At 70.5% G+C, this 24,030-nt stretch carries 20 protein-coding genes; 5 read left to right on the top strand and 15 right to left on the bottom strand.

Annotation, left to right across the window (positions count from 1 at the left end; translation table 11 throughout):
- Window positions 1-2: 2 nt before the first annotated feature.
- On the bottom strand, window positions 3-953 hold the full coding sequence (locus tag ACEZHJ_RS13910) for an RluA family pseudouridine synthase (protein ID WP_018716772.1): 951 nt from the start codon (window positions 951-953) through the stop codon (window positions 3-5).
- A gap of 588 nt (window positions 954-1,541) precedes the next feature.
- Between ACEZHJ_RS13910 and rne the strand changes: the two genes are divergently transcribed.
- Window positions 1,542-4,886 (top strand): ribonuclease E, encoded by a 3,345-nt coding sequence (gene rne, locus ACEZHJ_RS13915; RefSeq protein WP_375036635.1) that lies wholly within the window; start codon window positions 1,542-1,544, stop codon window positions 4,884-4,886.
- Window positions 4,887-5,058: 172 nt separating this feature from the next.
- On the opposite strand, the gene ACEZHJ_RS13920 is transcribed toward rne, so the two are convergent.
- The 7 genes from ACEZHJ_RS13920 to ACEZHJ_RS13950 all read right to left on the bottom strand — a co-directional run bounded on the left by ACEZHJ_RS13920 (window position 5,059) and on the right by ACEZHJ_RS13950 (window position 12,499).
- Entirely contained in the window at window positions 5,059-5,550 is a 492-nt protein-coding gene (locus ACEZHJ_RS13920) for a low molecular weight protein-tyrosine-phosphatase (protein ID WP_018716774.1), read from the bottom strand.
- Between the two features lie 90 nt (window positions 5,551-5,640).
- On the bottom strand, window positions 5,641-6,390 hold the full coding sequence (gene kdsB, locus ACEZHJ_RS13925) for a 3-deoxy-manno-octulosonate cytidylyltransferase (RefSeq protein WP_018716775.1): 750 nt from the start codon (window positions 6,388-6,390) through the stop codon (window positions 5,641-5,643).
- Entirely contained in the window at window positions 6,390-7,361 is a 972-nt protein-coding gene (lpxK, locus tag ACEZHJ_RS13930; RefSeq protein WP_163139135.1) for a tetraacyldisaccharide 4'-kinase, read from the bottom strand. The genes kdsB and lpxK overlap by 1 nt, the downstream gene beginning before the upstream one ends.
- Window positions 7,358-9,151 (bottom strand): lipid A export permease/ATP-binding protein MsbA, encoded by a 1,794-nt coding sequence (msbA, locus tag ACEZHJ_RS13935; RefSeq protein ID WP_375036636.1) that lies wholly within the window; start codon window positions 9,149-9,151, stop codon window positions 7,358-7,360. The genes lpxK and msbA overlap by 4 nt, the downstream gene beginning before the upstream one ends.
- Window positions 9,148-9,573: a biopolymer transporter ExbD gene (locus ACEZHJ_RS13940; protein ID WP_018716778.1), complete on the bottom strand. Its 426-nt coding sequence runs from the start codon at window positions 9,571-9,573 to the stop codon at window positions 9,148-9,150. The genes msbA and ACEZHJ_RS13940 overlap by 4 nt, the downstream gene beginning before the upstream one ends.
- Window positions 9,570-10,199, bottom strand: coding sequence for a MotA/TolQ/ExbB proton channel family protein (locus ACEZHJ_RS13945; protein WP_018716779.1), 630 nt, complete (start codon window positions 10,197-10,199; stop codon window positions 9,570-9,572). The genes ACEZHJ_RS13940 and ACEZHJ_RS13945 overlap by 4 nt, the downstream gene beginning before the upstream one ends.
- Window positions 10,166-12,499, bottom strand: coding sequence for a ComEC/Rec2 family competence protein (locus tag ACEZHJ_RS13950; protein WP_375036637.1), 2,334 nt, complete (start codon window positions 12,497-12,499; stop codon window positions 10,166-10,168). Before ACEZHJ_RS13950 ends, ACEZHJ_RS13945 begins: the two co-directional genes overlap by 34 nt.
- A 198-nt stretch (window positions 12,500-12,697) precedes the next feature.
- Between ACEZHJ_RS13950 and ACEZHJ_RS13955 the strand changes: the two genes are divergently transcribed.
- Window positions 12,698-13,240, top strand: coding sequence for a DUF2062 domain-containing protein (locus ACEZHJ_RS13955; protein WP_018716781.1), 543 nt, complete (start codon window positions 12,698-12,700; stop codon window positions 13,238-13,240).
- On the opposite strand, the gene lolD is transcribed toward ACEZHJ_RS13955, so the two are convergent.
- Genes lolD through sfsA form a run of 3 tightly spaced genes read right to left on the bottom strand, consistent with a single transcriptional unit; the run spans window position 13,173 to window position 15,861 of the window.
- A complete protein-coding gene (gene lolD, locus ACEZHJ_RS13960; protein ID WP_018716782.1) occupies window positions 13,173-13,892 on the bottom strand; it encodes a lipoprotein-releasing ABC transporter ATP-binding protein LolD in 720 nt (239 codons plus the stop codon). The genes ACEZHJ_RS13955 and lolD overlap by 68 nt on opposite strands.
- Window positions 13,885-15,132 carry a lipoprotein-releasing ABC transporter permease subunit gene (locus tag ACEZHJ_RS13965; RefSeq protein WP_018716783.1) on the bottom strand — a complete coding sequence of 416 codons (1,248 nt, stop codon included), beginning with the start codon at window positions 15,130-15,132 and terminating at the stop codon, window positions 13,885-13,887. Before ACEZHJ_RS13965 ends, lolD begins: the two co-directional genes overlap by 8 nt.
- Before the next feature lie 18 nt (window positions 15,133-15,150).
- Window positions 15,151-15,861, bottom strand: a complete 711-nt coding sequence (gene sfsA, locus ACEZHJ_RS13970; RefSeq protein WP_018716784.1) for a DNA/RNA nuclease SfsA — start codon at window positions 15,859-15,861, stop codon at window positions 15,151-15,153.
- 95 nt (window positions 15,862-15,956) lie between these two features.
- Between sfsA and ACEZHJ_RS13975 the strand changes: the two genes are divergently transcribed.
- The gene (locus ACEZHJ_RS13975; protein WP_018716785.1) at window positions 15,957-16,223 is read left to right on the top strand and encodes a hypothetical protein; all 267 of its coding nucleotides are present in this window, start codon (window positions 15,957-15,959) and stop codon (window positions 16,221-16,223) included.
- On the opposite strand, the gene ACEZHJ_RS13980 is transcribed toward ACEZHJ_RS13975, so the two are convergent.
- From ACEZHJ_RS13980 to ACEZHJ_RS13995, 4 genes are read right to left on the bottom strand one after another with little or no spacing between them, the layout of a single operon-like run.
- Complete coding sequence (locus ACEZHJ_RS13980; protein ID WP_375036638.1) at window positions 16,202-17,242, bottom strand: acetylpolyamine aminohydrolase; 1,041 nt, start codon at window positions 17,240-17,242, stop codon at window positions 16,202-16,204. The two genes, ACEZHJ_RS13975 and ACEZHJ_RS13980, sit on opposite strands and share 22 nt — an antisense overlap.
- Window positions 17,235-18,155, bottom strand: coding sequence for an agmatinase (gene speB / locus ACEZHJ_RS13985; RefSeq protein WP_018716787.1), 921 nt, complete (start codon window positions 18,153-18,155; stop codon window positions 17,235-17,237). The genes ACEZHJ_RS13980 and speB overlap by 8 nt, the downstream gene beginning before the upstream one ends.
- Before the next feature lie 12 nt (window positions 18,156-18,167).
- Window positions 18,168-19,040 (bottom strand): methyltransferase domain-containing protein, encoded by an 873-nt coding sequence (locus ACEZHJ_RS13990; RefSeq protein ID WP_018716788.1) that lies wholly within the window; start codon window positions 19,038-19,040, stop codon window positions 18,168-18,170.
- Window positions 19,018-19,644 carry a GNAT family N-acetyltransferase gene (locus ACEZHJ_RS13995; protein WP_169509122.1) on the bottom strand — a complete coding sequence of 209 codons (627 nt, stop codon included), beginning with the start codon at window positions 19,642-19,644 and terminating at the stop codon, window positions 19,018-19,020. The genes ACEZHJ_RS13990 and ACEZHJ_RS13995 overlap by 23 nt, the downstream gene beginning before the upstream one ends.
- 203 nt (window positions 19,645-19,847) lie before the next feature.
- On the opposite strand from ACEZHJ_RS13995, the gene mfd reads away from it, so the two are divergent.
- Together mfd and ACEZHJ_RS14005 are read left to right on the top strand one after the other, a co-directional pair.
- Window positions 19,848-23,366 carry a transcription-repair coupling factor gene (mfd, locus tag ACEZHJ_RS14000; RefSeq protein ID WP_375036639.1) on the top strand — a complete coding sequence of 1,173 codons (3,519 nt, stop codon included), beginning with the start codon at window positions 19,848-19,850 and terminating at the stop codon, window positions 23,364-23,366.
- Window positions 23,366-23,977, top strand: a complete 612-nt coding sequence (locus tag ACEZHJ_RS14005; RefSeq protein ID WP_163139131.1) for a CsiV family protein — start codon at window positions 23,366-23,368, stop codon at window positions 23,975-23,977. The genes mfd and ACEZHJ_RS14005 overlap by 1 nt, the downstream gene beginning before the upstream one ends.
- Window positions 23,978-24,030 lie beyond the last annotated feature (53 nt).

Raw genomic sequence — 24,030 nt, forward strand, 5'->3', positions numbered from 1 at the left:
TGCTAGCTCTCCTTGTCCTGGTGGTGTTCGGAAAGGCGGTCGAGAAATCCGGTGAGTTCCGTGGGCAGCGGCGCCTCCACGGTCAGCCGCGTGCCGTCCGCTGCGGGCAGCGACAGCCGGGCGGCATGGAGGAACATCCGCCGCAGTCCGAGGCGGCGGGCCTCACGGTTGCGTTCGTGCTCGCCGTAGCGGTCGTCGCCGGCGAGCGGCGTGCCCAGGTGGGCGGCATGGACACGGATCTGGTGCATCCGCCCGGTTTCGAGGTCGACGTCCACGAGGGTCCAGCCGGTATAGCGCCGGCGACGGTGAAAAACGCTGCGTGCCGGCCGCCCGGCCGCGCTCACCCGGACCATGGATTCCCCGCCCGGTCCGCTCTGGCGCTCCAGTCGTGCTTCCACGGGTATCGTCGCCGCGCTCATCCCGCCGGCGAGCAGCGCGGTGTAGCGCTTGTCCAGCCCGCCCTCGCGCAGCGCCGCGTGCAGACGTTTCAGGGCGGCCCGGCGCTTGGCGACGACCAGGCAGCCGCTGGTGTCGCGGTCCAGGCGGTGGACCAGATCCAGGAAGCGGCAGTCGGTGCGCAGCTGGCGCAGCGCCTCGATAACGCCGTAGCCGATGCCGCTGCCGCCGTGCACTGCCATGCCGGAGGGTTTGTCCACGACGATGATGTCGTCGTCCTCGTGGAGGATGCGGCTGCGCAGCCGCTCCAGCACCCGTGTCGAGGCCTCCTGCTGACTGCCCCGGCCTTCCCGCACGGGCGGCAGGCGCAGGCGGTCACCGGCACGCAGGCGATACGTCGGTTTGGTGCGTGAGCCGTTGACACGGACCTCGCCGCGGCGCAACAGCCGGTAGACCAGGCTTTTCGGTACGCCACGCAACTCACGGCTGATGTAGTTGTCTACCCGCTGGCCGTCGTATTCGGGGTCGATCTCGATGTGGCGGACCTGACTGCCCATGCGCGCTCCGCGGCGTGAGAAAGGGAGGTTTATGGCGGACGCTCATCATACTAACCCGGCCACGGCCGGTGTCACCCCCTCGCAGTGTCCGAACGCCCGGCCGAAGCCGCCGGCCGGCCCGCCGGAGGGCGGTGCTGGCGGTGCTGGCGGTGGCCGCAGGGGTGACAATGCATTCATTGCTTGGAAGGCAACTGTCAACGTTGGTATATTTGCAACGCTGTTACACGGCCCAAAAGCGCGTGATCAAAGCGCCGGCCGGTAGCCGCATGGATAAAGATTGCAGGCTGCGCGCGGCATCTTCACCGGCGCGCGGCCAAACTGCAGTTGCCCGTTACTGTCAATCACCCGCGCGGACGCATGTTCCGTGTGGCCAATGCGCCCCCCGGCGCCGGCGTCTTATCCGCGAAATGTCTGGATTCATCGTGTCCCGAATGATTGCTGCGCTTCTCGGCCCCTGGCTGGCCGAAGGGGCTGCGGCGCTGGCCGGAGACGGTCGTGGCGCGCACGCGCCACGGCTGGCGGCACGATCGCTTCCCAACGGATTTGGCGAGGCGGCTGACCGGGTCGAGCGCCGGAGACCCCCCCGTTATGAAACGAATGCTGATCAACGCCACGCAGCCGGAAGAGCTGCGTGTCGCCCTCGTGGACGGCCAGTCCCTCTACGACCTGGACATCGAGACCCCTTCCCGGGAGCGCAAGAAGGCGAACGTCTACAAGGGTAAGATCACCCGCGTCGAGCCCAGCCTCGAGGCCGCGTTCGTCCAGTACGGCGCGGAGCGCCACGGCTTCCTGCCGTTCAAGGAGATCGCACGCAGCTATTTCCAGGGCGGCGACGACGCCGACCCCGGCAAAGTCAGCATCCAGGACGTCATCAAGGAAGGCCAGGAGGTCGTCGTCCAGGTCGAGAAGGAGGAGCGCGGCAACAAGGGCGCGGCGCTCACCACCTTCGTCAGCCTCGCCGGGCGCTATCTCGTCCTGATGCCGAACAATCCCCGTGCCGGCGGCGTCTCCCGCCGCATCGAGGGTGCCGACCGCACGGAGATCCGCGACGCCCTGCGCGAGCTCGAGGTGCCGGAAGGCATGGGCCTGATCGTGCGTACCGCGGGCGTCGGCCGTACCGTCGAGGAGCTTCAGTGGGACCTCGACTATCTCCTCAATCTCTGGAAGGCCATCCAGAAGGCTGCTCATGAGCGTTCCGCCCCTTTCCTGATCTATCAGGAGAGCAACGTCATCATCCGTGCGCTGCGCGACTACCTGCGCTCGGATATCGGCGAGGTCCTGATCGACGACGAGGAGGTCTACGGCCAGGCCCGTGAGTTCATGCAGCAGGTGATGCCGCAGAACCTCTCGCGGCTCAAGCGCTACGACGACGAGGTCCCGCTGTTCACCCGCTACCAGATCGAGAGCCAGATCGAGTCCGCGTTCCAGCGCGAGGTCCGGCTCCCGAGCGGCGGCGCCATCGTGATCGATCACACCGAGGCGCTGATCTCCATCGACATCAACTCCTCGCGTGCCACCAAGGGCGCCGATATCGAGGAGACCGCCTTCAACACCAATCTCGAGGCCGCCGATGAGATCGCGCGCCAGCTGCGCCTGCGTGACCTCGGCGGCCTGATCGTCATCGACTTCATCGACATGGGGCCCAACCGCAATCAGCGCGAGGTGGAAAACCGCCTGCGCGAGGCGGTGAAGCAGGACCGTGCCCGTGTCCAGGTCAGCCGCATCTCGCGCTTCGGCTTGCTGGAGATGTCGCGCCAGCGCCTGCGTTCCTCGCTGGGCGAGTCCAGCCAGGAGATCTGCAGCCGTTGCGGGGGCCAGGGTACGATCCGCAGCGTCGAGTCGCTGGCACTGTCGATCCTGCGCATCGTCGAAGAGGAGGCGATGAAGGACAAGACGGGCAAGGTGCTCGCCCAGCTGCCCGTCGACGTAGGCACCTTCCTCCTCAACGAGAAGCGCTCGGCGATCAGCGAAATCGAGCAGCGCAACGGCGTCGACATCATCCTGATCCCGAATCGCAACCTGGAGACGCCGCACTACGAGGTCCATCGGATCCGCAGTGACGACAGCTCCCACGACGACGCCAGCTATCAGCTCGCCTCCTCCGACGAGGGCCAGAGCGAGGCGGAGCGGCTCATGACCTCGGAGCGGCCGAAGGCCGAGCAGCCCGCGGTGAAATCGGTGCGCCCGAGCAAGCCGGCACCCGCGTCCAGGCCCGCTGCCAGCCGTTCCGAGGGCGAGGCGGAGGACAAGACCGTGTCCGAGCCGGCCCAGACCCGTAACGAGGCGCAACGCCCGGCTGCGGCGCTCCCGGCGGAGCCGGCCCGTGCGCTGGGTGGCTTTTTCGGCTGGCTGCGCAAGATCGTCGTCGGCGACGGCGAGGATGAGAGCGCCCGCCGTCAGGCGATGGCGACCCCGGCCGAGGATGGTTCCCGCAAGGAGGATCGCTCCCGCAAGGAAGAACAACCGAAGGCCGCCCCCGCGGCCTCCGGCAAGAGTGGCTCCGGCAGCAAGGGCAACGCGCAGGCGGCCCAGGAGGCCCGGTCCGGCGGCGGCGAAGGGAAAGGCAAGGCAGGCGGTCGCGGCGGCCAGCGGGACGAGCGCTCCGGCAAGGGCCGCAAGGACGGCGAGAGTCGCAAGGACGACGGTGGTGGCGACCGCCGGCGCGGTGGCGATGACGAGTCCGCCCCGCGCAAGCGCAATGGTAACGGCGGCCGCAAGCCCGCCTCTGCGGATGAGCGCGGTCGCAGTGCCGGAGCGGAGACAAACGAGACCAAGGTGGCGGACGAGACGAAAACGGCCGAGGCCGCCGAGGCCGGCAAGTCCGAGAGTGGCGGTGAGACAGCCCGCAGCGATGACGGGCGCGGCGGCAGCCAGCGCAGCTCCGGCCGCAGCCGCCGGGGACGCCGGGGTGGCCGTCGTCGCCGCCGTTCCAGCCGTCCGGGCCAGGAAGGTAACGGCAGCGAGACCGCCGAGGCCGGCACCGATGGTGACGCTGACACGGATACCGCTGCAGCGCCGTCCCCGCAGTCCGGGAAGGATGCCGGCAGCGGGAAGCCGTCGAAGCAGCCGGCGGGTGGCGAGTCCGGGCAGGAAAGTGCCGTGGCGGCTGACGGGGACGACAAGCCGGTGAAGGAGACCGCGGCGAAGGCGGCCCGTGACAAGGACGGGACTCGCTCCGGCAAGGACAGGAAATCCGACCGGTCCGGGGCCGACGAACCGGAGAAGTCCGGCGAGGGCCGCAAGGGCGGCAAACGCCGCGACGAGGCGGCCAATGATCCCCGCCGCTGGTCGGGGCGGCCGCGCATCCCGGCCGACGGCGGACAGCCCCGGGGCGCCGGAACTGATGCCACGGGATCGGACAGGACCGGTACGGCGGCCTCTGCCGCGACGGATGGGGCCGCGGCCGGGGCGCCGGTGCAGGATACGGCCGCGGGTACAGAGCCCGCGGTGCCGGAGAAGCCGCAGCGCGCGGCGGAGGACGCCGGCACGTCGGGGGATACCGCCGGCGAGGCGTCCGGCGACCGCCCTGCCCCGGACGCGGCTGCGCCGGCGGCCGGGACTCGGGCCGCATCCCCGGCAGCGGGTGACACCGTTGAGGAGAAGGCACCTGTGGGCCAGCCGGAGGCGCCGTCAGTGAGCGACGCCCCGGAGACGGCGGCGGGAGCGGCTGACCGGGAGCCGGAGTCGGGTGCCTCGACAGCGGCGAGCACCGGGAGCGGGGTCGGCGGCGAGGACGAGGCGCACGACACGTCCTCGACGAAGGCTACCGGTAACCCCGAGGCGGAGGAGCCTGCGGCGGCGGACGGCGATGATGATCACCGGCGTCACGAGTCCGGGTCGCCCGCCACGGAGGAGTCTTCGGACGAGTCGGACCCCGGCTCGGACTCCGACGGCGGACCGGTCCATCACGGCTCCGGATCGTCCGTGACCTGACTGCGGACGATGCCGTCGGGGCGGTCGGCCCCGGCACGGGCATACCGGGCGGCATCATGCCGCCCGGTATGTTACCCGCCTTCCTGCCGGCGCGACCGGCTCTTGAGAATTCCCTTGTATATAATGACTTGCGGCATGTTTGCGATGCCGCCGTGAAGGCCGTTCGTCCGGTTCAGAGGCCGTGATCGCGCCGGATGGCCGTCAGCAGTCCGGCGGACGCCTCGTCCACGAGGTCGAAAACGTGCTCGAAGCCGTCCCCGCCGCCGTAGTAGGGGTCCGGTACTTCGCTTTCCGGACGGTCCGCGGCGAAGCTCAGGAAACGGTGGATATGCTCCCGCGCGGACGGCGGTGCGTCGGCGACGAGGATGCCGTAGTTCGCCTCGTCCATGGCAAGGATGTAGTCGAAGGCCTCGAAGTCGTAGCTGTCCACCTGGCGGGCTCTCAGCCCGGAAATATCGATCCCCCGGGCCGTGGCCGCTTCCTGCGCACGCCGGTCCGGGGCGCGGCCGATGTGGAATCCGTGAGTGCCTGCGGAGTCGACGTCGATGATGTCACCGAGACCGGCGGCCTCCACGTGGGCGCGGAACACACCCTCCGCCGTCGGTGAGCGGCAGATGTTGCCCATGCACACCATCAGGACCCGGATAAACCGCTTTTCAGTCATAGGCTTGCTCTGTCTCCATCGTGTCGGTAACAGTGGGCCTGCACCCGCGCGTGGTGTGGGCCGGCCCCGGGGCGTTAGGTTGCCGCCGGATCATTCCGGGGACCCGTCGCGCAGCGCCGCCGTGACCCGGGATACGTCCTCCGGCGTGTCCACGCCGTGCCCGGGTACCGCCGGCGCGGGCGCGACATGAATGCGGTAGCCGTGCCACAGGGCGCGTAGCTGCTCGAGCTTTTCGGCCTCTTCCAGCGGGCTGGGTTCCAGTGAGGCAAAGGCACGGAGGAACCCGGCGCGGTATCCGTAGACGCCGAGATGGCGGTGGTGCAGCCCCGGGTGCGGGGCGCCGTCGCGCACGTAGGGGATCGGCGCGCGGCTGAAATACAGGGCGTAGCCGTGACGGTCGGTGACGACCTTCACCACGTCCGGCCGCGCCGCCATGTCGGCGTCCAGCGGCGTGGACAGGGTCGCGATGTCGGCGTCGCGGTGATGCTCCAGGGCATCGGCGACCCCCTGCAGTAGTGCGGGCGGCATCAACGGCTCGTCGCCCTGGAGGTTGACCACGATGGCGTCGTCCGCCAGTCCGCAGTGCCGGACCACCTCGCCGAGGCGGTCGGTGCCGGTGGGGTGTGCCGGGTCCGTGTGCACCACCTCGCTCCCGATGGCGCTGCAGGCGCCCGCTATCCGGGCGTCGTCGGTGGCGACGATCACCCGGGCGGCACCGCTCTCGCGGGCGCGGCGGATGACGTGGGCGATCATCGGCTCGCCGGCGAGCTCGATCAGCGGCTTGCCGGGCAGGCGCGTCGAGGCGTAACGCGCCGGGATGACAACGGTGAATGCCTGCATCAGCTCGCTTGCCCTCCTTGTGTGAGGCGGTCCAGGAGACGGTCTATCGCGGCCGCCGCTGCCGGGTCCGGAACAGCGGTCACCGGCAGGAACCACGCCCGCGAGGCCCCGGGGCATTTCACGGCGTCCTTCTCGGTCATGATCACCGGCAGGCCGTCGCCGAAGTCGAGCTCTCCAGGCACAAAGGCATGGTGGTCGGCGAAGGCATGGGGGATCACCTCGTAGCCCATCGTGCGTAGTGTGGCGAAAAAGCGCCCGGGATGCCCGATCCCGGCGACGGCGTGCACCCGCTGCCCGGCATGCGGCGTCGGCCCGGTGTCACCGGACAGCGGCCGGAGCTCGCCGGGCGCCAGTGCGTAATGGCCCCTGGCCCCGGGCCATGCCGCGCCCTGGGCGATGACGATATCCACGTCCGCGAGCCGGTCCGGCGGCTCCCGCAGCGGCCCGGCAGGCAGGCAGCGACGGTTGCCGAGCCCCCGCGCGGCATCCACCACGGCGATTTCCGCGTCCCGGTGCAGGCGGTAGTGCTGCATGCCGTCGTCGCTCACGATCAGATCGCATCCCGCCTCCACCAGCAGCCGGGCCGCGGCGACGCGGTCGGGACCGGCAGCGACCGGGCAGCCCGTGCGCCGTGCGATCAGCACCGCCTCGTCACCCACTGCCGCGGGGTCGCTGTCCGGGGCGACGCGCTGCGGCCAGTGCCGGGCACCGCCGCCGTAGCCCCGGAGCACGACGCCGCAGCGCCGGCCACGGTTCCGGAGGTGCTCCGCGAGGTGAATGACCAGCGGTGTCTTGCCGCTGCCGCCCACGAACAGGTTGCCCACCACGAGCACCGGCACCGGCAGGCGTACCGCCCGTGATTGCCAGTAGCGACGGCGGGCCCGTCCGGCAGCGGCGTAGAGTGCGCCCAGTGGTGACAGCAGCCGGTCCGTCAGGCGGCGGTGTAGCCACCAGCCCGGGATGCCCGTCATTCGCCGGCGCCCTGACGTTCCGGTTGCTGATTACGGAACTGCATGCGGTGCAGCGCGGCGTACGCCCCGCCCCGTTCGATGAGCGTATCGTGGTCGCCGCTCTCGATGATGCGGCCGCCATCGAGCACGAGGATCCGGTCCGCGGCCTCGATCGTGGACAGCCGGTGCGCGATGACGAAGGTCGTGCGCCCGCGCATCAGCGTCTCCAGCGCCCGCTGGATGTGGTACTCGGATTCCGTGTCCAGCGCCGAGGTGGCCTCGTCCAGGACCAGGATCGGGGCATTCTTGAGCAGGGCCCGGGCAATGGCGATGCGCTGGCGCTGACCGCCGGAGAGCATCACGCCGTTCTCCCCCACCACGGTGTCGAAGCCCCGGGGCAGCGCCTCGATGAACTCGCGGGCGTTCGCCAGCGCCGCCGCGCGTTCCACGTCGGCGCGGTCGGCTTCGCCGGCGGCGCCGAAGGCGATATTGGCGGCGATGGTGTCGTTGAACAGCACGACCTGCTGGCCGACGAGCGCGATCTGGCGGCGCAGGTCATGGAGCCGGTAGTCGGTGAGCGGGATGCCGTCCAGGCGGATGGTACCGCTGACGGGCTCGTAGAAGCGCGGCAGGAGGTTGACCAGGGTGGTCTTGCCGCTGCCCGAGCGGCCTACCACCGCGACGGTCTCGCCGGCCGGCACGTCCATGTGGATGTCGGTGAGGACCGCGGGGCCGGCGGGGTCGTAGGCAAAGCCGACGTCCTCGAAGCTGACCCGTCCCTCGGCGCGGTCCAGGGTGAGCGTGCCGTTGTCGGTCTCCGGCGTCTCGTCGATGACCTCGAAGATGCTCTCGCCGGCGGCGATGCCGCGCTGGATCGTCGAGTTCACGTTGGTCAGACGCTTGAGCGGTTGCATGAGCAGCAGCATGGCGGTGATGAACGACACGAACCCGCCCACCGTGACCTCGGCGATCATCTCCTGGCGGGTCGCCAGGTAGATCACGAATGACAGCGCGGCGGCGGAGACGAACTGCACCACCGGCGTGCTCAGCGCCTTGGTGGCGGAGAACTTGATGTACTGGCGCATGTTGAGGTCGTTGACGCTGCCGAAACGCCGGCGCTCGTGAGCCTGTGCGCCGAAGACCTTGATCACCTCGTGGCCCTCTATGGCCTCCTCGGCCACGTAGGCGACGCTGCCGACACTGCCCTGGATACGGCGGCTCAGGCGCCGGAAGCGCTTGCTGATGTAGACCACCAGCACTGCCAGTATCGGGCCGAGGCCGAGGAAGATCAGCGCCAGACGCCAGCTCACGAAGAACATGTAGCCGAGCAGAGCGACGGCGGTGGCGCTGTCACGCACCAGCACGATGAGCGCGTCCGTGCCCGCCTGTGCCACCTGCTCCACGTTATAGGTCAGCCGCGAGAGCAGCCGCGCTGAGGAGCTGTTGTCGAAGTAGCGCTTAGGCAGCGTGAGCAGCCGCTCGAAAACCTGGCTGCGCAGCTCGTGGATCACCCGCCGGCTCACCCACATCATCCCGAAGCTCGCGCCGAAGCTCGCCACGCCACGGAGCAGGAAGATGCCCATGAGGGCGAACGGGATCAGCCGGATCATCTCCGGGTCCCGCTCGACGAAGCCACGGTCCAGCATGGGCTTCATCAGCCAGGCGAACACGCTCTCCATGCCGCCGCTGACCACCATGCCGATCACCGCGACCAGCGCTATGCCCCAGTAGGGGCGCACGTAACCGAGAAGGCGGCGGTACACGCCGCCGTCGCCCGGGCGGGCGACGGCGTTCAGCCCCGGATCCGTCATGGCTGTGCGCCGGCCGCCGCGGCCATGCCGACGTGGGTGAGCCCCGCCTGGCCGGCCGCGTCGAGGGCGCGTACCACCACCTGGTGGCGTGCGTTGGCGTCAGCGTCCACCACGACCGGCACATCGGCGGCGTCACGGTCGCCGAGCGCGTCCTCCAGGGCCTGGCGGATGGTGGCGACCTTGCCGTTGGCGAGCGTGCGTCCGTCCACGCTGATTCGTCCGTCCGGGGAAATAGTCACGTGCAGCGTCTCGCGCTCCGGGGTCGTGGCGGACTGTTCCGCGCTGGGCAGGGTCACGTCCAGGCGTGTCTGCTGAACGAACGTGGTGCTGACCATGAAGAAGATCAACATCAGGAAGACCACGTCGATCAGCGGGGTCAGGTTGATCTCGGGCTCGTCACGGCGTCGCGGGCTCAGGTTCACGCCGCCCTCCCCTCGTTCGCCGGCCGCTGGCCGTGGATGGCCTCGACGAGCTTGAGGGCCTGCTGCTCCATGTCCACGATCAGCTCATCGACGCGGCCGCGCAGGTAGCGGTATGCCATCAGTGCGGGGATCGCCACCACGAGCCCGGCGGCGGTGGTGATCAGCGCCTGGGAAATGCCGCCGGCGAGCGCCGGCGCGTTGCCGACGCCGTGGCTGGAGATGGTGCTGAACACGTCGATCATGCCGACCACCGTGCCGAGCAGGCCCAGTAGCGGGCTGATCGCGGCGATGGTGCCGAGGGTGTTGAGGTAGCGCTCGAGGTTGTGGGCCTCGTGGCGACCGGTATCCTCGATGCTCTCCATCATCACCTCGCGGCTGAGGTGCCGGTTGATCACACCGGCGGCGAGTACGCGCCCGAGCGGGGAGTGCCGTCGCAGGTTGCGGATGGCGTCTCCGTCCATCGCGTCCACCTTGAGCTTGTTCCAGACCTCCGCGACCAGGTGCCTGGGCAGGACGCGGTTACGCTGCAGCGACCACAGCCGCTCGATGACGATGGCCAGCGCCAGCACCGAGCACACGATGATGGGCAGCATCAGCCAGCCGCCGGCCTTGACCAGTTCCCACACGTCTTGCCACCTCCGTTGTCGGGGCGATCGCCTAGTCGCCCGGAATCATACCGATTTTGCCGGCCCGCCTGAACTCCGTGCGGGCGTTCGTGGTAGAGGCGCCGGCGTGCAGGGCGTTCCCGCCGCACCCACCAGGCGCCGGCGCCGGTCTCGCGCACGGTCACTGCGCCGCTCTCGGCGAGGTTGACCACACGGGCGCCGCAGCGCGCGAGCCGCGCGACCACGGCGGGGGCCGGCAGGCCATAACGGTTGTCGTAGCCGGCGGATATCACTGCGAGCCGGGGCCGGGCCGCCCGCAGCAGGCCCGGCGTGGTGGACGTCGCACTGCCGTGGTGGCCCACCTGCAGAACGTCTACCGGGCTCCGGATTCGGGCGGCCACCGCGGGTTCGTCGGCGGCGACCAGGTCGCCGGTGAGAAGAACGCGGTGCCTGCCGGTGTCCACCACGAGCACACAGGAGGCGGCGTTACCGCTTCGACCGGTCTCCACCGGCGCGAGCATCCGGAATGTGACGCCGTCCCAGCGCCACGACTGGCCGGCACGACAGGGCGAGCCCCCCGTCTCGCCGGGTTCGCCGCTGACCAGCCGGTCCACAGCGACGGCGCGGCGCACTGCCGCCAGCCCGCCAGCGTGGTCTGCGTCCGCGTGGCTGACCACCAGACGGTCGATGGTACTCACCCCGTGCCCGCGGAGATAGGGCACCAGGCTGTAACGTGCGGCACTGGCGCCGGCGCCCCAGCGCGGCCCGGTGTCGAAGACAAGCACGTGCCGCCGCGTTTCGACGACGGTGGCCGCACCCTGCCCCACCTCCACGAAGGTGACCTTCAGGGCTGGCCGGGGCGGTGACGGTGCGGTCAGCGCCAGCCCGGCGAGGGCGAGCGTGAGCCATCGCCCGGGGAAACCGCGGGGTAGCAGCGCGATGCCGCCGGCGGCGCCGAGCAGCGGCCAGAACGCGGGTGCCAGCGGCCCTGGCCGAACCATCGTGATCCGCTCGGCGAGCCATGCGGCGGCCGTCAGCACGGTGTCCAACACTGCCGCGAAGGCCGTCAGGACGTGGCCGGCCGGCCATACGGCGTCCGCGGCCGCGGCGAGGAACGCGCCCGGGACGACGAGCAGCCCGGTCAGTGGTACCGCGATCAGATTGACCGGGGCGCTGACCCAGGAGAACGCACCGAAGCTGTGCAGCAGCAGCGGCGTGAGCCCGGCGGTCACGGCGATCTGGACGCGCAGTGCGCCGCCGAGTCTGCGCCGCCCCGGCCGCCATGCCAGGAGGATTAGGGCGACGGCACCGAACGACAGCCAGAAGCCGGGGGACAGCGACGCCCAGGGGTCGGGCGTGAGTACCGCGGTGGCGGCCAGCGTCAGTCCGCGCCAGCGTGACGGCCGGCGGCGCCATAACAGCGCGCCGGCGACAACCGCGGCCATCACCAGTGCCCGGCGGGTCGGCAGCGAAAAGCCGGCGGCGGCCGCATACGCGAGCGCCGCCGACATGCCACATAGGGCGCCGGCGACGCTGGCCGGCCAGCGCCGCGCGAACGCCGGCACCCGCCGCCACAATGCCGCCGAAAGAAGACCGGCAAGTCCGGCGACGAGGCCGATGTGCAGCCCGGAGATCGCCACGAGGTGCGTGACGCCGAGGGTGCGCAGGGTCTTCCAGAGGTCGCCGGAGATCCCTCGGCGGTCGCCCACCAGCAGGGCCCGGACGACGGCGGCGCCGTCGCCGCCGCCGCCCAGCCGTGTTGCCAGCGTTCCGGCGAGGCGGCCGCGCCAGCCGGCCACCCCGGCCGCTGCGGCGAGCCGTTCGCCACCGTGGATGTAGCCGGTGGCGCTGATGCCCCGGCGGGTCAGCCAGGCCTCGTAGTCAAAGCGAACCGGATTCATGAAGCCCCGGGGGCGCTTGAGACGGACGCGAAGTCGCCAGCGCTCGCCGGCGCGGACCACCGGGGCCTCGCCGTACCAGCTCAGGCGCATCCGCTCCGGCCGCCGCGGCAGCGCCGGATCGATGGTGTCGACATCCAGGACGAGCCGGGTGAGCCGGCCGTTGTCCTCCGGCAGCGCGGCGACCTCGCCGGTCACGGTAAAATCGTCGCCGGAGCGGGCCTCCGGCAGGCGCGCTTCGAGGTCCAGTGCCATCACGGTTGCGGCCCAGGCGACCGCGGCGCCGAACAGCGCCAGTCGCCGTGCGAGCGGGTGCCGCGCCGGGGCAAGCAGCACCAGTGCGAACGCCGTCGACAGCGCCCATGCCGCCGACGCCGCCGGCACGTGTACCGGCACCAGCAGACCCAAGACCCATGCCACCATCCCTGTGGCCCTCCTGTCGTCAGCCGTTCACCCTGCCGTCGCGGCGGACACCGCCCGGTCACCGGCACGGCCGCCGTGGCCGATTCGGCGACGGCTACCGCGCTCCCCCGGCGTCCCCACGGCCGGACGGACAAGCGCGCCGAGGGGTGACAATGCCAATGAGCGGGTTAGTATGTGCGCCAGCGACAGGGGGGTACCATGCCGAGGCGGTTTCTCAAGCGATACCTACCCGAACCGCATCGGGTCACCGGGCGGCGGGAACTGCGGTGGCTCGGCCGTCTCCTGGAGGACCCCTTCCTGCTCCACCTCAACCGCCGCTCCGTTGCCGGCGGTGTCGCCGTGGGGCTGTTCACGGCGTTCCTGCCGATACCGTTCCAGATGATCCTCGCCGCGGCACTCGCGATCTTCTTCCGTGTGAATATCGTGCTGTCGGTGGCGCTGGTCTGGGTCAGCAACCCGCTGACCATGCCCGCGCTGTTCTACTTCACCTACATGGTAGGGACGTGGTTCCTGGGCACGCCCGTCTTCCCCGCGGCCTTCGAGCCCAACCTCGCGTGGTTCTGGCACGAGCTGGGCGCCATCTGGCGCCCGCTGCTGCTGGGCTCGGTGGTCACCGGCCTGCTCGTGTCCCTGGCCGGCTACGGCAGCGTCCACCTGCTCTGGCGGTTCTATATCATCGCCCATCTGCGCCAGCGCCGGCGTCGTCGCCAGCGTCGCGCAGCCGGCCGTCCTCGAGGGTAACGGTTCGGTCCAGCCGTGCGGCGAGCGCGCGGTCGTGGGTGACCACCACCACGCTGGTGCCGTGATCCCGGTTTACCGCCTGGAACAGCTCGAACACCGACTCCGCGGTCTGCCAGTCGAGATTGCCCGTGGGCTCGTCGGCGAGCACGCAGGCGGGCTCGGTCACCAGCGCCCGGGCGATCGCTACGCGCTGGCGCTCGCCACCGGACAGCTCTCCCGGCTTGTGACGGTGGCGCGCCGTGAGCCCGACACGCTCCAGCATCGAGGCCGCGGCCTCACGGGCGCTGCGGGTGCTGCTGCCGCCGATGAGCAACGGCATCGCCACGTTCTCCAGCGCGGTGAACTCCGGCAACAGATGATGAAACTGGTAGATGAAACCGAGGGCGCGGTTGCGCAGGCGTCCCCGGGGCACGGGGCCGAGCTCGGTGAGGCACTGGCCGTCCACCCAGACCCGCCCGCGTTCGGCGCTCTCGAGCCCGCCGAGGAGGTGCAGCAGCGTGCTCTTGCCGGAGCCGGAGCGACCGACGACGGCGAGCTGCTCGCCCCGGCGGACCTGCAGGGAGACGCCGTCGAGAACCTGCAGGCGGTCGTTGCCCTCGCGGAAGCTCAGTGCCAGATCCTCGCAGGCGAGCACGGTATCGGTCTCACTCATAGCGCAGGGCCTCCGCGGGGGCGACGCGCGAGGCGCGCCACGCCGGGTACAGGGTCGCGAGCAGCGACAGACCGAGGGCGGCGAGGGTTATGTGCACTACATCCCCCTGATGAAGTTCCGAAGGTAAGGTGCTGATCAGATAGACATCCGCCGGCAGGAACTTGGTGTGAAAGAGCTGCTCGATGGCCGGCACGATGGTCTCGACGTTGAGCGCCAGCGCGACGCCGCCGAGCACGCCGATGAGCGTACCGGCGATGCCCAGGACCGCGCCCTGTACGATGAATATCCCCATGATGCTGCGCGGGCTGGCACCGAGGGTGCGCAGTATCGCGATGTCCGAACGCTTGTCGGTCACCACCATCACCAGGGTGGAGACGATATTGAACGCCGCCACGCCCACGATCAGCAGCAGGATGACGAACATCACCGTCTTCTCGGTCTGCACGGCGCGGAAGAAGTTGCGGTTCTGCATGGTCCAGTCGGAGATCCGGTAGAGCCCCGGCAGGTCCTGCGCGATCTGGCGCACGAGCCGCGGTGCATCGAACAGGTTGTCGAACTCCAGGCGTATCCCGGTAACGGCGTCCCCGGTGCGGAACAGCGTCTGCGCGTCCTTGAGCTGGATGAGCGCCAGCGAGTTGTCGTACTGGGACATGTCCACCGAGAACACGCCGACCACGTGGAAGCGACGCAGCCGTGGCAGCACACCGGCGACGGAGACCCGGGCCTCCGGGGCGACCACGGTGACGGTGTCGCCACGGCCGACGCCCAGCCGGTCGGCGAGCCCCTGGCCGAGGACGATGCCGTAATCCCCCGGAGTGAGTGCGGAGAGGCTGCCGGTGACCATGTTGTCGTCGACGCTGGATACGCCGCGCTCCTTGTCCGGGAGCACGCCGCGTATCAGCGCGCCGGTGACCTCTTTGCCCCGGGTGATCATGACCTCGCCGCGCACGTAAGGGGCGGCCCCCTTGACCTCGGGGCGCTGGCCGAGGCGTTCGGTGAGGCCGGCCCAGTCCTCCAGCGGCTGCTGGTAGCCGCTGACGGTGCCGTGGGCAACCATCCCGAGGATGCGGTCGCGCAGCTCCGACTCGAAGCCGTTCATCACCGAGAGCACGGTGATGAGCGCGGTAACGCCCACGGCGATGCCGAGCATCGAGGAGGCCGAGATGAACGAGACGAAGTGGTTGCGGCGTCTCGCACGGGTGTAGCGCAGTCCGATATACAGCTGTAACGGCTTGAACATGCCGGGCCCTTTGCTGGGTCAGGGACAGATGACGGGCACCCGCCGGGCGGGCTCGATGGCGTGGTCGCCCGGCGCGGCGGTGAAGGCGTAGACGCCGACGCCGTCGGCGATCGCCGCACGCAGTGCCCGTCCGTAGTCGGGATCGATGTCGTCGGCCGGACGGACCTCGGTCACATCCGTACGCTGGACGCAGAATATCAGGCTCGGGCGCAATCCCGCGCGGGCGAGGCGCGAGAGCACCTCCAGGTGGCGGGTACCGCGCGTGCTCACCGCGTCCGGGAACAGCGCGACGCCGTCCGTGACCGCGGCGGTGACGTTCTTCGCCTCCACGAACCGCTCCGTGCCGTCGCTGTCGGTCACCAGGAAGTCGGCACGCATGGGCTCGTCCGGCACCCCGACCTCACGCCGGAGCCGGGCGGTGTCGCCGAGCTCCGGGAACCAGCCCGCGGCCAGGGCGTCGGCGACCACGTCGTTGGTGCGCCCGGTGTGGATGCCCACGCGCACGCCGTCGGCCACGGCGACCTGCTCCCAGGTCCACGCGTACTTGCGTCCGGGGCGGGTGGAGTGGCTCAACCACACCGCCTGCCCCGGCTCGGCGCAGCCGAGCATCGAGCCGGTGTTCGGGCAGTGGGCCGTCAGGTGCTCGCCATCGTCGCACTCGACGTCGGCGAGGAAACGTTTGTAGCGGCGCAGCAGTCGTCCCCTGCGCAGCTCTCCCGGATACTCCAAGATCACCTCCCGGTGTGGCGCGGCGGCCCGCGGCGTCAGTTTTGCCGTGTCGGGGCCGGTGCTATAGTGGACGCGGTCAACAGGGAGTAAGTTCTATGCCACGCGTGTTTCTCGCCGTCCTGCTCCTCGCCTCGGTCGTCGTCCCGGCGTCGGCGGAGACGCTGCTGCTCGACCAGGTCGAGGCGACCAAGGGCGTCGGTCCGCACAACGGCGTGACCATGGAGACGGTGCGCGAGCGATACGGCGAGCCGCAGACCCGCGAGGGCCCGGTCGGCGAGCCACCGATCACGCGCTGGCAGTACGACGGCTTCGCCGTGTACTTCGAGCGCAACCTGGTGATTCATACCGTCGTCCGCCGCTGATCCGGCGCGGGGCCGAGCCCGCGGGCGAAGGCCTCCGCGTAGCCGGCGAGCCCGGCGACGTCGTACCCCCCTTCCAGCAGGACGAGCACCGGCAGCCCGGTCGCGGCCAGCCGCACGCCGATCGCCTCGAAGTCTGCCGCCGTCAGCCCTACCGCGGCATCCTGGATGGTGTCCGTCGCCGCGGTATCGAATCCCAGCGACAGGACCACTGCGTCCGGCCGTGTCGCCGTCAGTGCGGTCAGGGCGTCGTCGAGCTGCGCCAGATAGGCCTCGCCGTCGGTGCCCTCTGCGAGCGTGGCCAGGTGCACGTGTGTCCGCCCGGCGCCGTCCCAGCCGGCGTCCAGGTGCGGGTAGTTTCGCCACGGATCCGCATGCAGGGAGAAATACGGCGCCGCCTCCCCGGCGAACTCCACGCTGCCGTCCCCGAGGTGGTAGTCCACGTCCAGCACCGGACAGCGCCGGCCCGCGGCGGTAACGGTGCGCGCGGCGACGTAGGCGTTGTTGTAGAAACAGTAGCCGCCGTAGCGCCGGTAGCCCGCATGATGGCCCGGCGGACGGCACAGTGCGACGACGTGGCCGCCGTGCTCCAAGAGGTGCGCGGCCGCCCGGCGCGCGGTCTCGGCGGAATCCAGGGCCGCCTGGCGCGTCGCCCGGGTGATGGGGGTGCCGATCTCGGCGGTGAACATGCCGCCGCGGAAGCGCAGCGGTCCGGCGCTCAGGTCCCCATGGAAGATTGAGGGGACGTATTCTTCCCCCTCCTCCAGGGTCTCGCCGATCCCGCGGAGGAAGGCGAGGTATTCCGGGGCATGCAGCGCGGCGACGGTTTCCTCGCGGCCGCCTTCCACGGGATGTTCCGCGAGCGGCCAGGTACGGCCGAAACCGGTCAGGACCTCGCCGATACGCTCGGCCACCTCCGGGTATGGCACCGGCGGGTAGCCGTCGGAGAAGTCCCAGCGGGGCTGGTGGGCGGCGTGGCGGGCCGGGCGGAAGACCGGTACCGGGGTAACGGGTTCAGTCATAGCTCACCTCGGACTGGCTGCCCGTGGCGGGCGCCTCGTGGAAGCCCTGCCGGCGGCCCCAGCAGGAGATCATGCGCTGGCTGAGCTTGGCGGCGACCATCTCGGAGACGCAGCTCGGCTCGGGGACCAGCTCGACAATGTCGCAGCCGCGCAGATCGATGCGCGGGTTGGCGATCAGCGTCTCGACCAGCTCGACGACGTCGTACCAGCCGAGCCCGCCGGGCTGCGGCGTGCCCACGCCGGGCACCTCCGCCGGACTGAACACGTCCATGTCCACCGTGAGCCATACCGGGCCGTCCAGGCCGGCGAGGCGTTCGAGCAGCGCCTGCCAGGCGGCCGGACGGTGGAGTGCGCGGTCCCGGTGGCACTCGATGGCGTCGTCGTCGCGCACCCGTGCGGCCTCCTCGTCCATCAGCGAGCGAACGCCGGCGAGGAGGACGCCGTGCCCGGCCGCGCGGATGTGATGCATCGGGCACGCATGGCTGAGCTCGGTGCCCTCGAAGTGCCGGCGCAGGTCGGCATGGGCATCCAGGCAGACCACGGTGCCCGGCTCCGGCATGCGTGCCTGCACCAGTGCCGGAGTGATCGAGTGTTCGCCGCCGAGGGCAAGTATCAGCGGTCCGTCCGGCAACGCGGCCGCCGATCGGGCCAGCCGCCGGTGGTAGTCGACGGCGCGCTCGTAGAGCTGCTTGCCGAGCGGTGGTACCACGCAGATGCCCATGTGCATGAGCGGTGACCAGTTGCCGTCCTCCTCGAAGTACTCGAGCTGGGCGGTTGCGTCGAGGATCGCCTCGGGGCCGTTACGGGTCCCGGGCTTGTAGGAGACGGTCTGCTCGTGCGGCACCGGCAGCACGAGGATATCGGCCGTGTCGACCGGGCGGTTCGGGAGGAGCTGGTAACGAAGGTTCGACATCAGGTTATATTTTCAGGTTGCGGGTTTTTGGAGCTTTTCGTAGATGGAGACCGGCAACGCGAAGGTCGCCGCCAGGCTCGCCGGGCCGGTGGCCGGCAGGGCCAGCCGGCGGGCGGTGGCGCGCTGCGCGAAGCGCTCCATCGGCAGGGCATCGACATCGGGGAGACGCTCGTCGGAGGCCAGGACGTAGCTCCAGAGGTGGTAGAAGCTCGGCACCACGATGCCGTAGCTGGAGACGTTGGTGAAGGCGGCGTCGAGCGTCGCGCGCACATGGGCATGGGCCGCGGTGCGGCCGGTGGTCAGCCCACCGGCCTGGGTCGCGGTGATGGCCCCGGGGTTGAGCCGGCGGCGCAGGCGCTCGTAGAGCTGCCGGCTGTAGAGGGCTGCGGCGGGGTCGTCCGGATCGTTGAAGTCGACCAGGTCCCCGATGACGACGTCGAAGCCCTCGCCGGGTTCGTCCAGGAATTCATTGATGTCGCGGCATTGCACGTCGAGCCGCGGGTCCGCGAATGCGCCGGCGTTCCACCCCGCCAGGTGGGTGCGGCAGAGCTCGACGAACTCGGCATCCATGTCGACCATCACGACCCGGGTGACCCCGGGGTGGCGCAGCACCTCGCGTGCGGTCGCGCCCTCGCCGCCGCCCATGATCAGGACCCGGCGGGGGTCCGGATGGACCAGCATCGCGGGATGCACCAGGGCCTCGTGATAGATCGCCTCGTCCGCCTCGCAGGACTGGATGTCGCCGTCGAGCGCCACGCACACGCCGTGGACCGGCGAACGGAAGAACAGATAGGACTGGAACGTGGTGCGGCCGGCGGCGATCACCGACTCTGCGGTGTGCTCCACCCAGTCGCCGTCCTCGCTATATTGACCGAAGCTCAGCATCCTCAATCCTCACCCTCTCCGGTATCCGCTCCAGCTGCCCGGTCAGCCGTGGATCCCCGGCCGCCAGACCGTAGCCGTCGATGAAGGCCTGCCGTACCCAGCGGGCGACCGTCGCACCCGGTATCGCCGTCGCCCACTGCTGGCGTGGGTGGACCATCAGCGCCATCGCCTGGGTGGCCGCCGGATCATCGTAGTGCGGCACGCGGTAGTCCAGCGCCAGCCGCCGGAAGCCGCAGCGCGCATACAGCCGCGCCGGGCGCGGCTCCGCCTCGACCACTAGCCACGCCCCGGGACCCTCGGTGGCGAACCGCCGGGCCGCCGCCGTGGCCAGTCGTACGCCGAGCCCCCCGCCGCGCCACCCCGGCGCAATGGCCAGGAACGTCAAGACTGTGCAGCCAAGCCCCGGCGGTACGTCCGCGACATAGAATCCGGCGATCCGCCCTTCCGGGTCCGTGAGCCGCTCGCCGCGGTAGCGCCCGGCATCCAGTCGTGCCAGCACCCGGGGCGTGGGCTCGCGCTCCCACGCCGGGAAGGTCGCCTCGTAGAGCGCCACGAAAGCGTCATCGTGCGGAGCGATCGGTTCCAGGGACGGTTCGGGGGTCATGGGCTCCGGGTCGGTCTCGACGAGTGCGTGCCCATCCGCGGGCGACTCCGCCCGGGGACCGGGCGTATGATGCCAGATTCCATCCGCCCCCATAAGGTCCGGCACGGCGTTACGGCTGGTCTGGTCCGGGCCCATTGAGTACACTCACCGGCCGGTGCCACTCTCGGCAAGCCGCCCAACCGCCAGCGTCCTCGAAGCTCGTCATGGCCACCACCGACAACGATCCCCTCGTCCCGCGCCTGCCCAAGGGCCCGGGCGACCGTCTCCACTGGTACGACCTGGCCGGTGACAGTGCCGCACTGGCGGTCGTCGCCGCCGCGCGGCAGCACCCCGAGCCGACCCTCGTGGTGACGGCGACACCACAGCAGGCCCAATCGCTGGAGGCGGCGCTGGGGTTCTTCGCCGGCGGGGAACTGCCCGTGCGTGTCCTGCCGGACTGGGAGACGCTGCCCTACGACGTCTTTTCCCCGCACCAGGACATCATCTCCCAGCGCCTGCGCGCCCTGCACGGCCTACCCTCGATGGGCCGCGGCGTGCTCATCGTGCCGGGGGCGACACTGATGCAGCGCATCGCGCCGCCGAGCTTCCTGGAGGCCACCACGCTCCTCCTCGCGGAGGGGGACCGGCTCGCGCTGGAGCCGATGCGCGAGCGCCTGGAGCGGGCGGGCTACCGCTGCGTCTCCGAGGTCATGGAGCACGGCGAGTTCGCGGTGCGCGGCTCGATACTCGATCTCTTCCCGATGGGCGCGGACAGCCCGCTGCGCGTGGACCTCTTCGACGACGAGGTCGAGACCATCCGGCGCTTCGATCCGGAGTCCCAGCGCAGCAGCGAGCGCGTGCCCGAGGTGGCGCTGCTGCCGGCGCGGGAGTTCCCCACCGGCGAGGAGGGTATCCGGCGCTTTCGAGGCAACTGGCGCGCCCGTTTCGCCGGCGATCCCACCGACAGCGTGGTCTACCGGGAGGTCAGCGAAGGCCACCTGCCCAACGGCGTGGAGTACTACCTGCCGCTGTTCTTCGAGGAGACCGCGACGCTGTTCGATTACCTCCCCGAGGGCAGCGTCGCGGTCCGGGTGGCCGGGCTGGACGAGGCCCTGGACGGCGACTGGGCGCAGATCGGCGAGCGTTACGAGCAGCGTCGCCACGACCGCGAGCGCCCGCTGCTGACGCCGGAGTCGCTTTACCTGCGCCCGGACGAGCTGCGCGAGCGGCTCAACGCCCTGCCCCAGGTCTATCTGCACGAGGAGGCGCCGGAGGGGGCGCACGGCGGCAGCATCCGTCACCCGGTGACGGGACTGCCGGACCTGCGCGCCGAGCCGGCGGCGGCCCGGCCGCTGGCGGCGCTGGAGTCGCTGCTCGCCGATGAGGCGGGGCGCGTGCTGTTCCTCGCCGAGACCGCGGGCCGGCGGGAGCGCCTCATGGAGCGCCTGGAGCAGGCCGACCTGCGCGTGCCGGCGGTCGCGGACTGGACGGCGTTCGTGGCCGGAGATGCCCCCCGCGCGATCACCACCGGTCCGCTGGAGCGCGGCTTCCGCCTGACGGAGGCGGGGATCACCCTGATCCCGGAGGCGGCGCTGTTCGCCGAGCGGGCCAGCCAGCGGCGCCGACGCGAGCGTCCGGAGCGGGACCCGGACACGATCATCCGCGACCTCACCGATCTCAGTGTCGGTGCGCCGGTGGTCCACGAGGATCACGGCGTCGGCCGCTATATCGGGCTGCAGACGCTCAACGTCGGTGGCGTGGACACCGAGTTCCTCACCCTGGAGTACGCCGGCGGGGACAAGCTCTACGTCCCGGTGGCCTCGCTGCACCTGGTCTCGCGCTACACGGGACTGGATACCGAGCACGCCCCGCTCCACCGGCTCGGCAGCGAGCAGTGGGACCGCGCCCGGCGCAAGGCCGCGGAGCGTGCCCGCGATGTCGCCGCCGAGCTCCTCGATATCTACGCCCGGCGCGCCGCCCGCGGCGGCCACGCCTATCACTACGATCCGGAGGATTACCGGCGTTTCGCCGAGCAGTTTCCCTTCGAGGAGACCCCGGACCAGGAGCGCGCGATCGCGGCCGTGGTCAACGACCTCGCCTCGGAACAGCCGATGGACCGGGTCGTGTGTGGCGATGTCGGCTTCGGCAAGACCGAGGTCGCGATGCGCGCGGCCTTCATTGGCGTCCAGGAGGGGCATCAGGTGGCGGTGATGGTGCCCACCACCCTCCTCGCCCAGCAGCACTACCAGAACTTCAGCGACCGTTTCGCCGACTGGCCCGTGCGTGTCGAGCTGCTCTCGCGTTTCCGCTCGAAGAAGGAGCAGAACGCCGTGCTCGCCGATCTCGCCGCCGGCAAGGTGGACATCGTCATCGGCACCCACAAGCTGCTCCAGTCCTCGGTGAGCTATCACAACCTCGGGCTGGTGATCCTCGACGAGGAGCACCGCTTCGGCGTGCGCCAGAAGGAGCAGCTCAAGGGCCTGCGCGCCAGCGTCGACGTTCTCACCCTCACCGCGACGCCGATCCCGCGCACCCTGAACATGGCCCTGTCGGGCATGCGGGACCTGTCCATTATCGCCACGCCACCGGCACGGCGGCTGGCGGTAAAGACCTTCGTCAGCGAGTGGAACGACGCCCTGATCCAGGAGGCCTGCCTGCGTGAGCTCCACCGCGGCGGCCAGGTCTACTTCCTGCACAACGACGTGGACAGCATCGAGCGCGTGGCACGGGAGCTCACGGAGCTGCTGCCGGATGCGCGGGTGCGCATCGCCCACGGCCAGATGCCGGAGCGCGAGCTCGAGCGCGTGATGCTCGACTTCTATCACCAGCGCTTCAACATCCTGGTGTGCACCACCATCATCGAGAGCGGTATCGACGTACCCTCGGCGAACACCATCGTCATCAACCGCGCCGACCGCCTCGGCCTTGCCCAGCTCCATCAGCTCCGCGGCCGCGTCGGGCGTTCCCACCACCGGGCCTATGCCTACCTGCTCGCACCGCCGCGCCGGAGCATGACGGCGGATGCGTCCAAGCGCCTGGAGGCCATCTCGGCCCACGAGGACCTGGGTATCGGATTCACCCTGGCGAGCCACGACCTCGAGATCCGCGGCGCCGGCGAGCTCCTCGGCGAGGATCAGAGCGGGCAGATGCAGGAGGTCGGGTTCTCGCTGTACACGGAGCTGCTCGAGCGCGCGGTGCGCGACATCCGCGCCGGCCGCGAGCCGGCGCTGGACCGGCCGCTGAACCAGGGTACGGAGGTTGACCTGCGTATTGCTGCCCTGCTGCCGGAGGACTATCTGCCGGACGTGCACACCCGGCTGGTGCAGTACAAGCGCATCGCCAACGCCTCGGATACGGAACAGCTCCGCGAGCTGCAGGTGGAGATGATCGACCGCTTCGGCCTGCTGCCGCAGCCGGCGAAGAACCTCTTCCGGGTGACCGAGCTCAAGCTTGCTGCCGAGGGGCTGGGCATCCAGCGCATCGAGGCCGGTCCGGGCGGTGGCAAGATCGAGTTCGGCGACCGGCCGGCAGTCGACCCGGCGGCACTGGTGCGTCTGGTCCAGGAGCAGCCCGCCGTGTATCGTCTGGAGGGTCAGGAGCGGCTGCGCTTCAACCGCGAGACCGAGGACGCGGACAGCCGCATCCGCGAGGTGGAGGCGCTGCTTCAGACCCTCGGTGCCGGGAAGCCGTCCCCGTCGGACGACAGGGGCGCGGTGGAGCGCCCCGCCCGCGTGGAGTCGTAATGATCGTGGAGAACGCCATGCCGCGCCGGATCGCCGTCGCCGCGACCGCCGTCGTCCTCGCCCTCAGCGGGCTGGCCGTCAGCGGCGCCGCTCTCGCCCGGGACTATGCCGTGGAGGTCGTGGTCTTCCGCCAGTGGGAGGCGAGCGGCGCCGACGGCGAGAGCTGGCCGGACGTGCCGCCCGCGCTGCCGCAGGACGTGCGCGTCTCCCGCCCCGGCGGCGGCCCGTTCCGGCGCCTCGCCTCCAGCGCCTATCAGCTCTCGGGCATCCGTCAGCGCCTGGCGTCCGCGGACCAGTACGTGGTGCTCGGTCATTTCGGCTGGATCCAGCCGGATCTCGCCAAGGGGCGGAACCAGTGGGTGGCCGTCGGTGACGGTGTCCCGGCCGGCGAACGCATTCCGGAGACACCCGGGCTCTACGGGATGATGCGTGTCTACGTCAGCCGCTACCTCCATGCCCAGGTCGATCTGCGCTACCGCCGCGAGACCGGCGGTACCGTCTATCCCATGACCCAGAGCCGGCGCATGCGCAGCGACGAGATTCACTACCTCGACCATCCCTTGCTGGGTGTGATCGTCCAGGCGCGGCCCCTGGGGGACGGTGACGGCTAGCGCCGATGCGGCGGCACCCCTACCCGAACCGGTCCCGGTCGGGGGATGCCCGC

It is taken from the genome of Arhodomonas sp. KWT2 (assembly GCF_041949875.1).
Classification (GTDB): Bacteria; Pseudomonadota; Gammaproteobacteria; order Nitrococcales; family Nitrococcaceae; genus Arhodomonas; species Arhodomonas aquaeolei.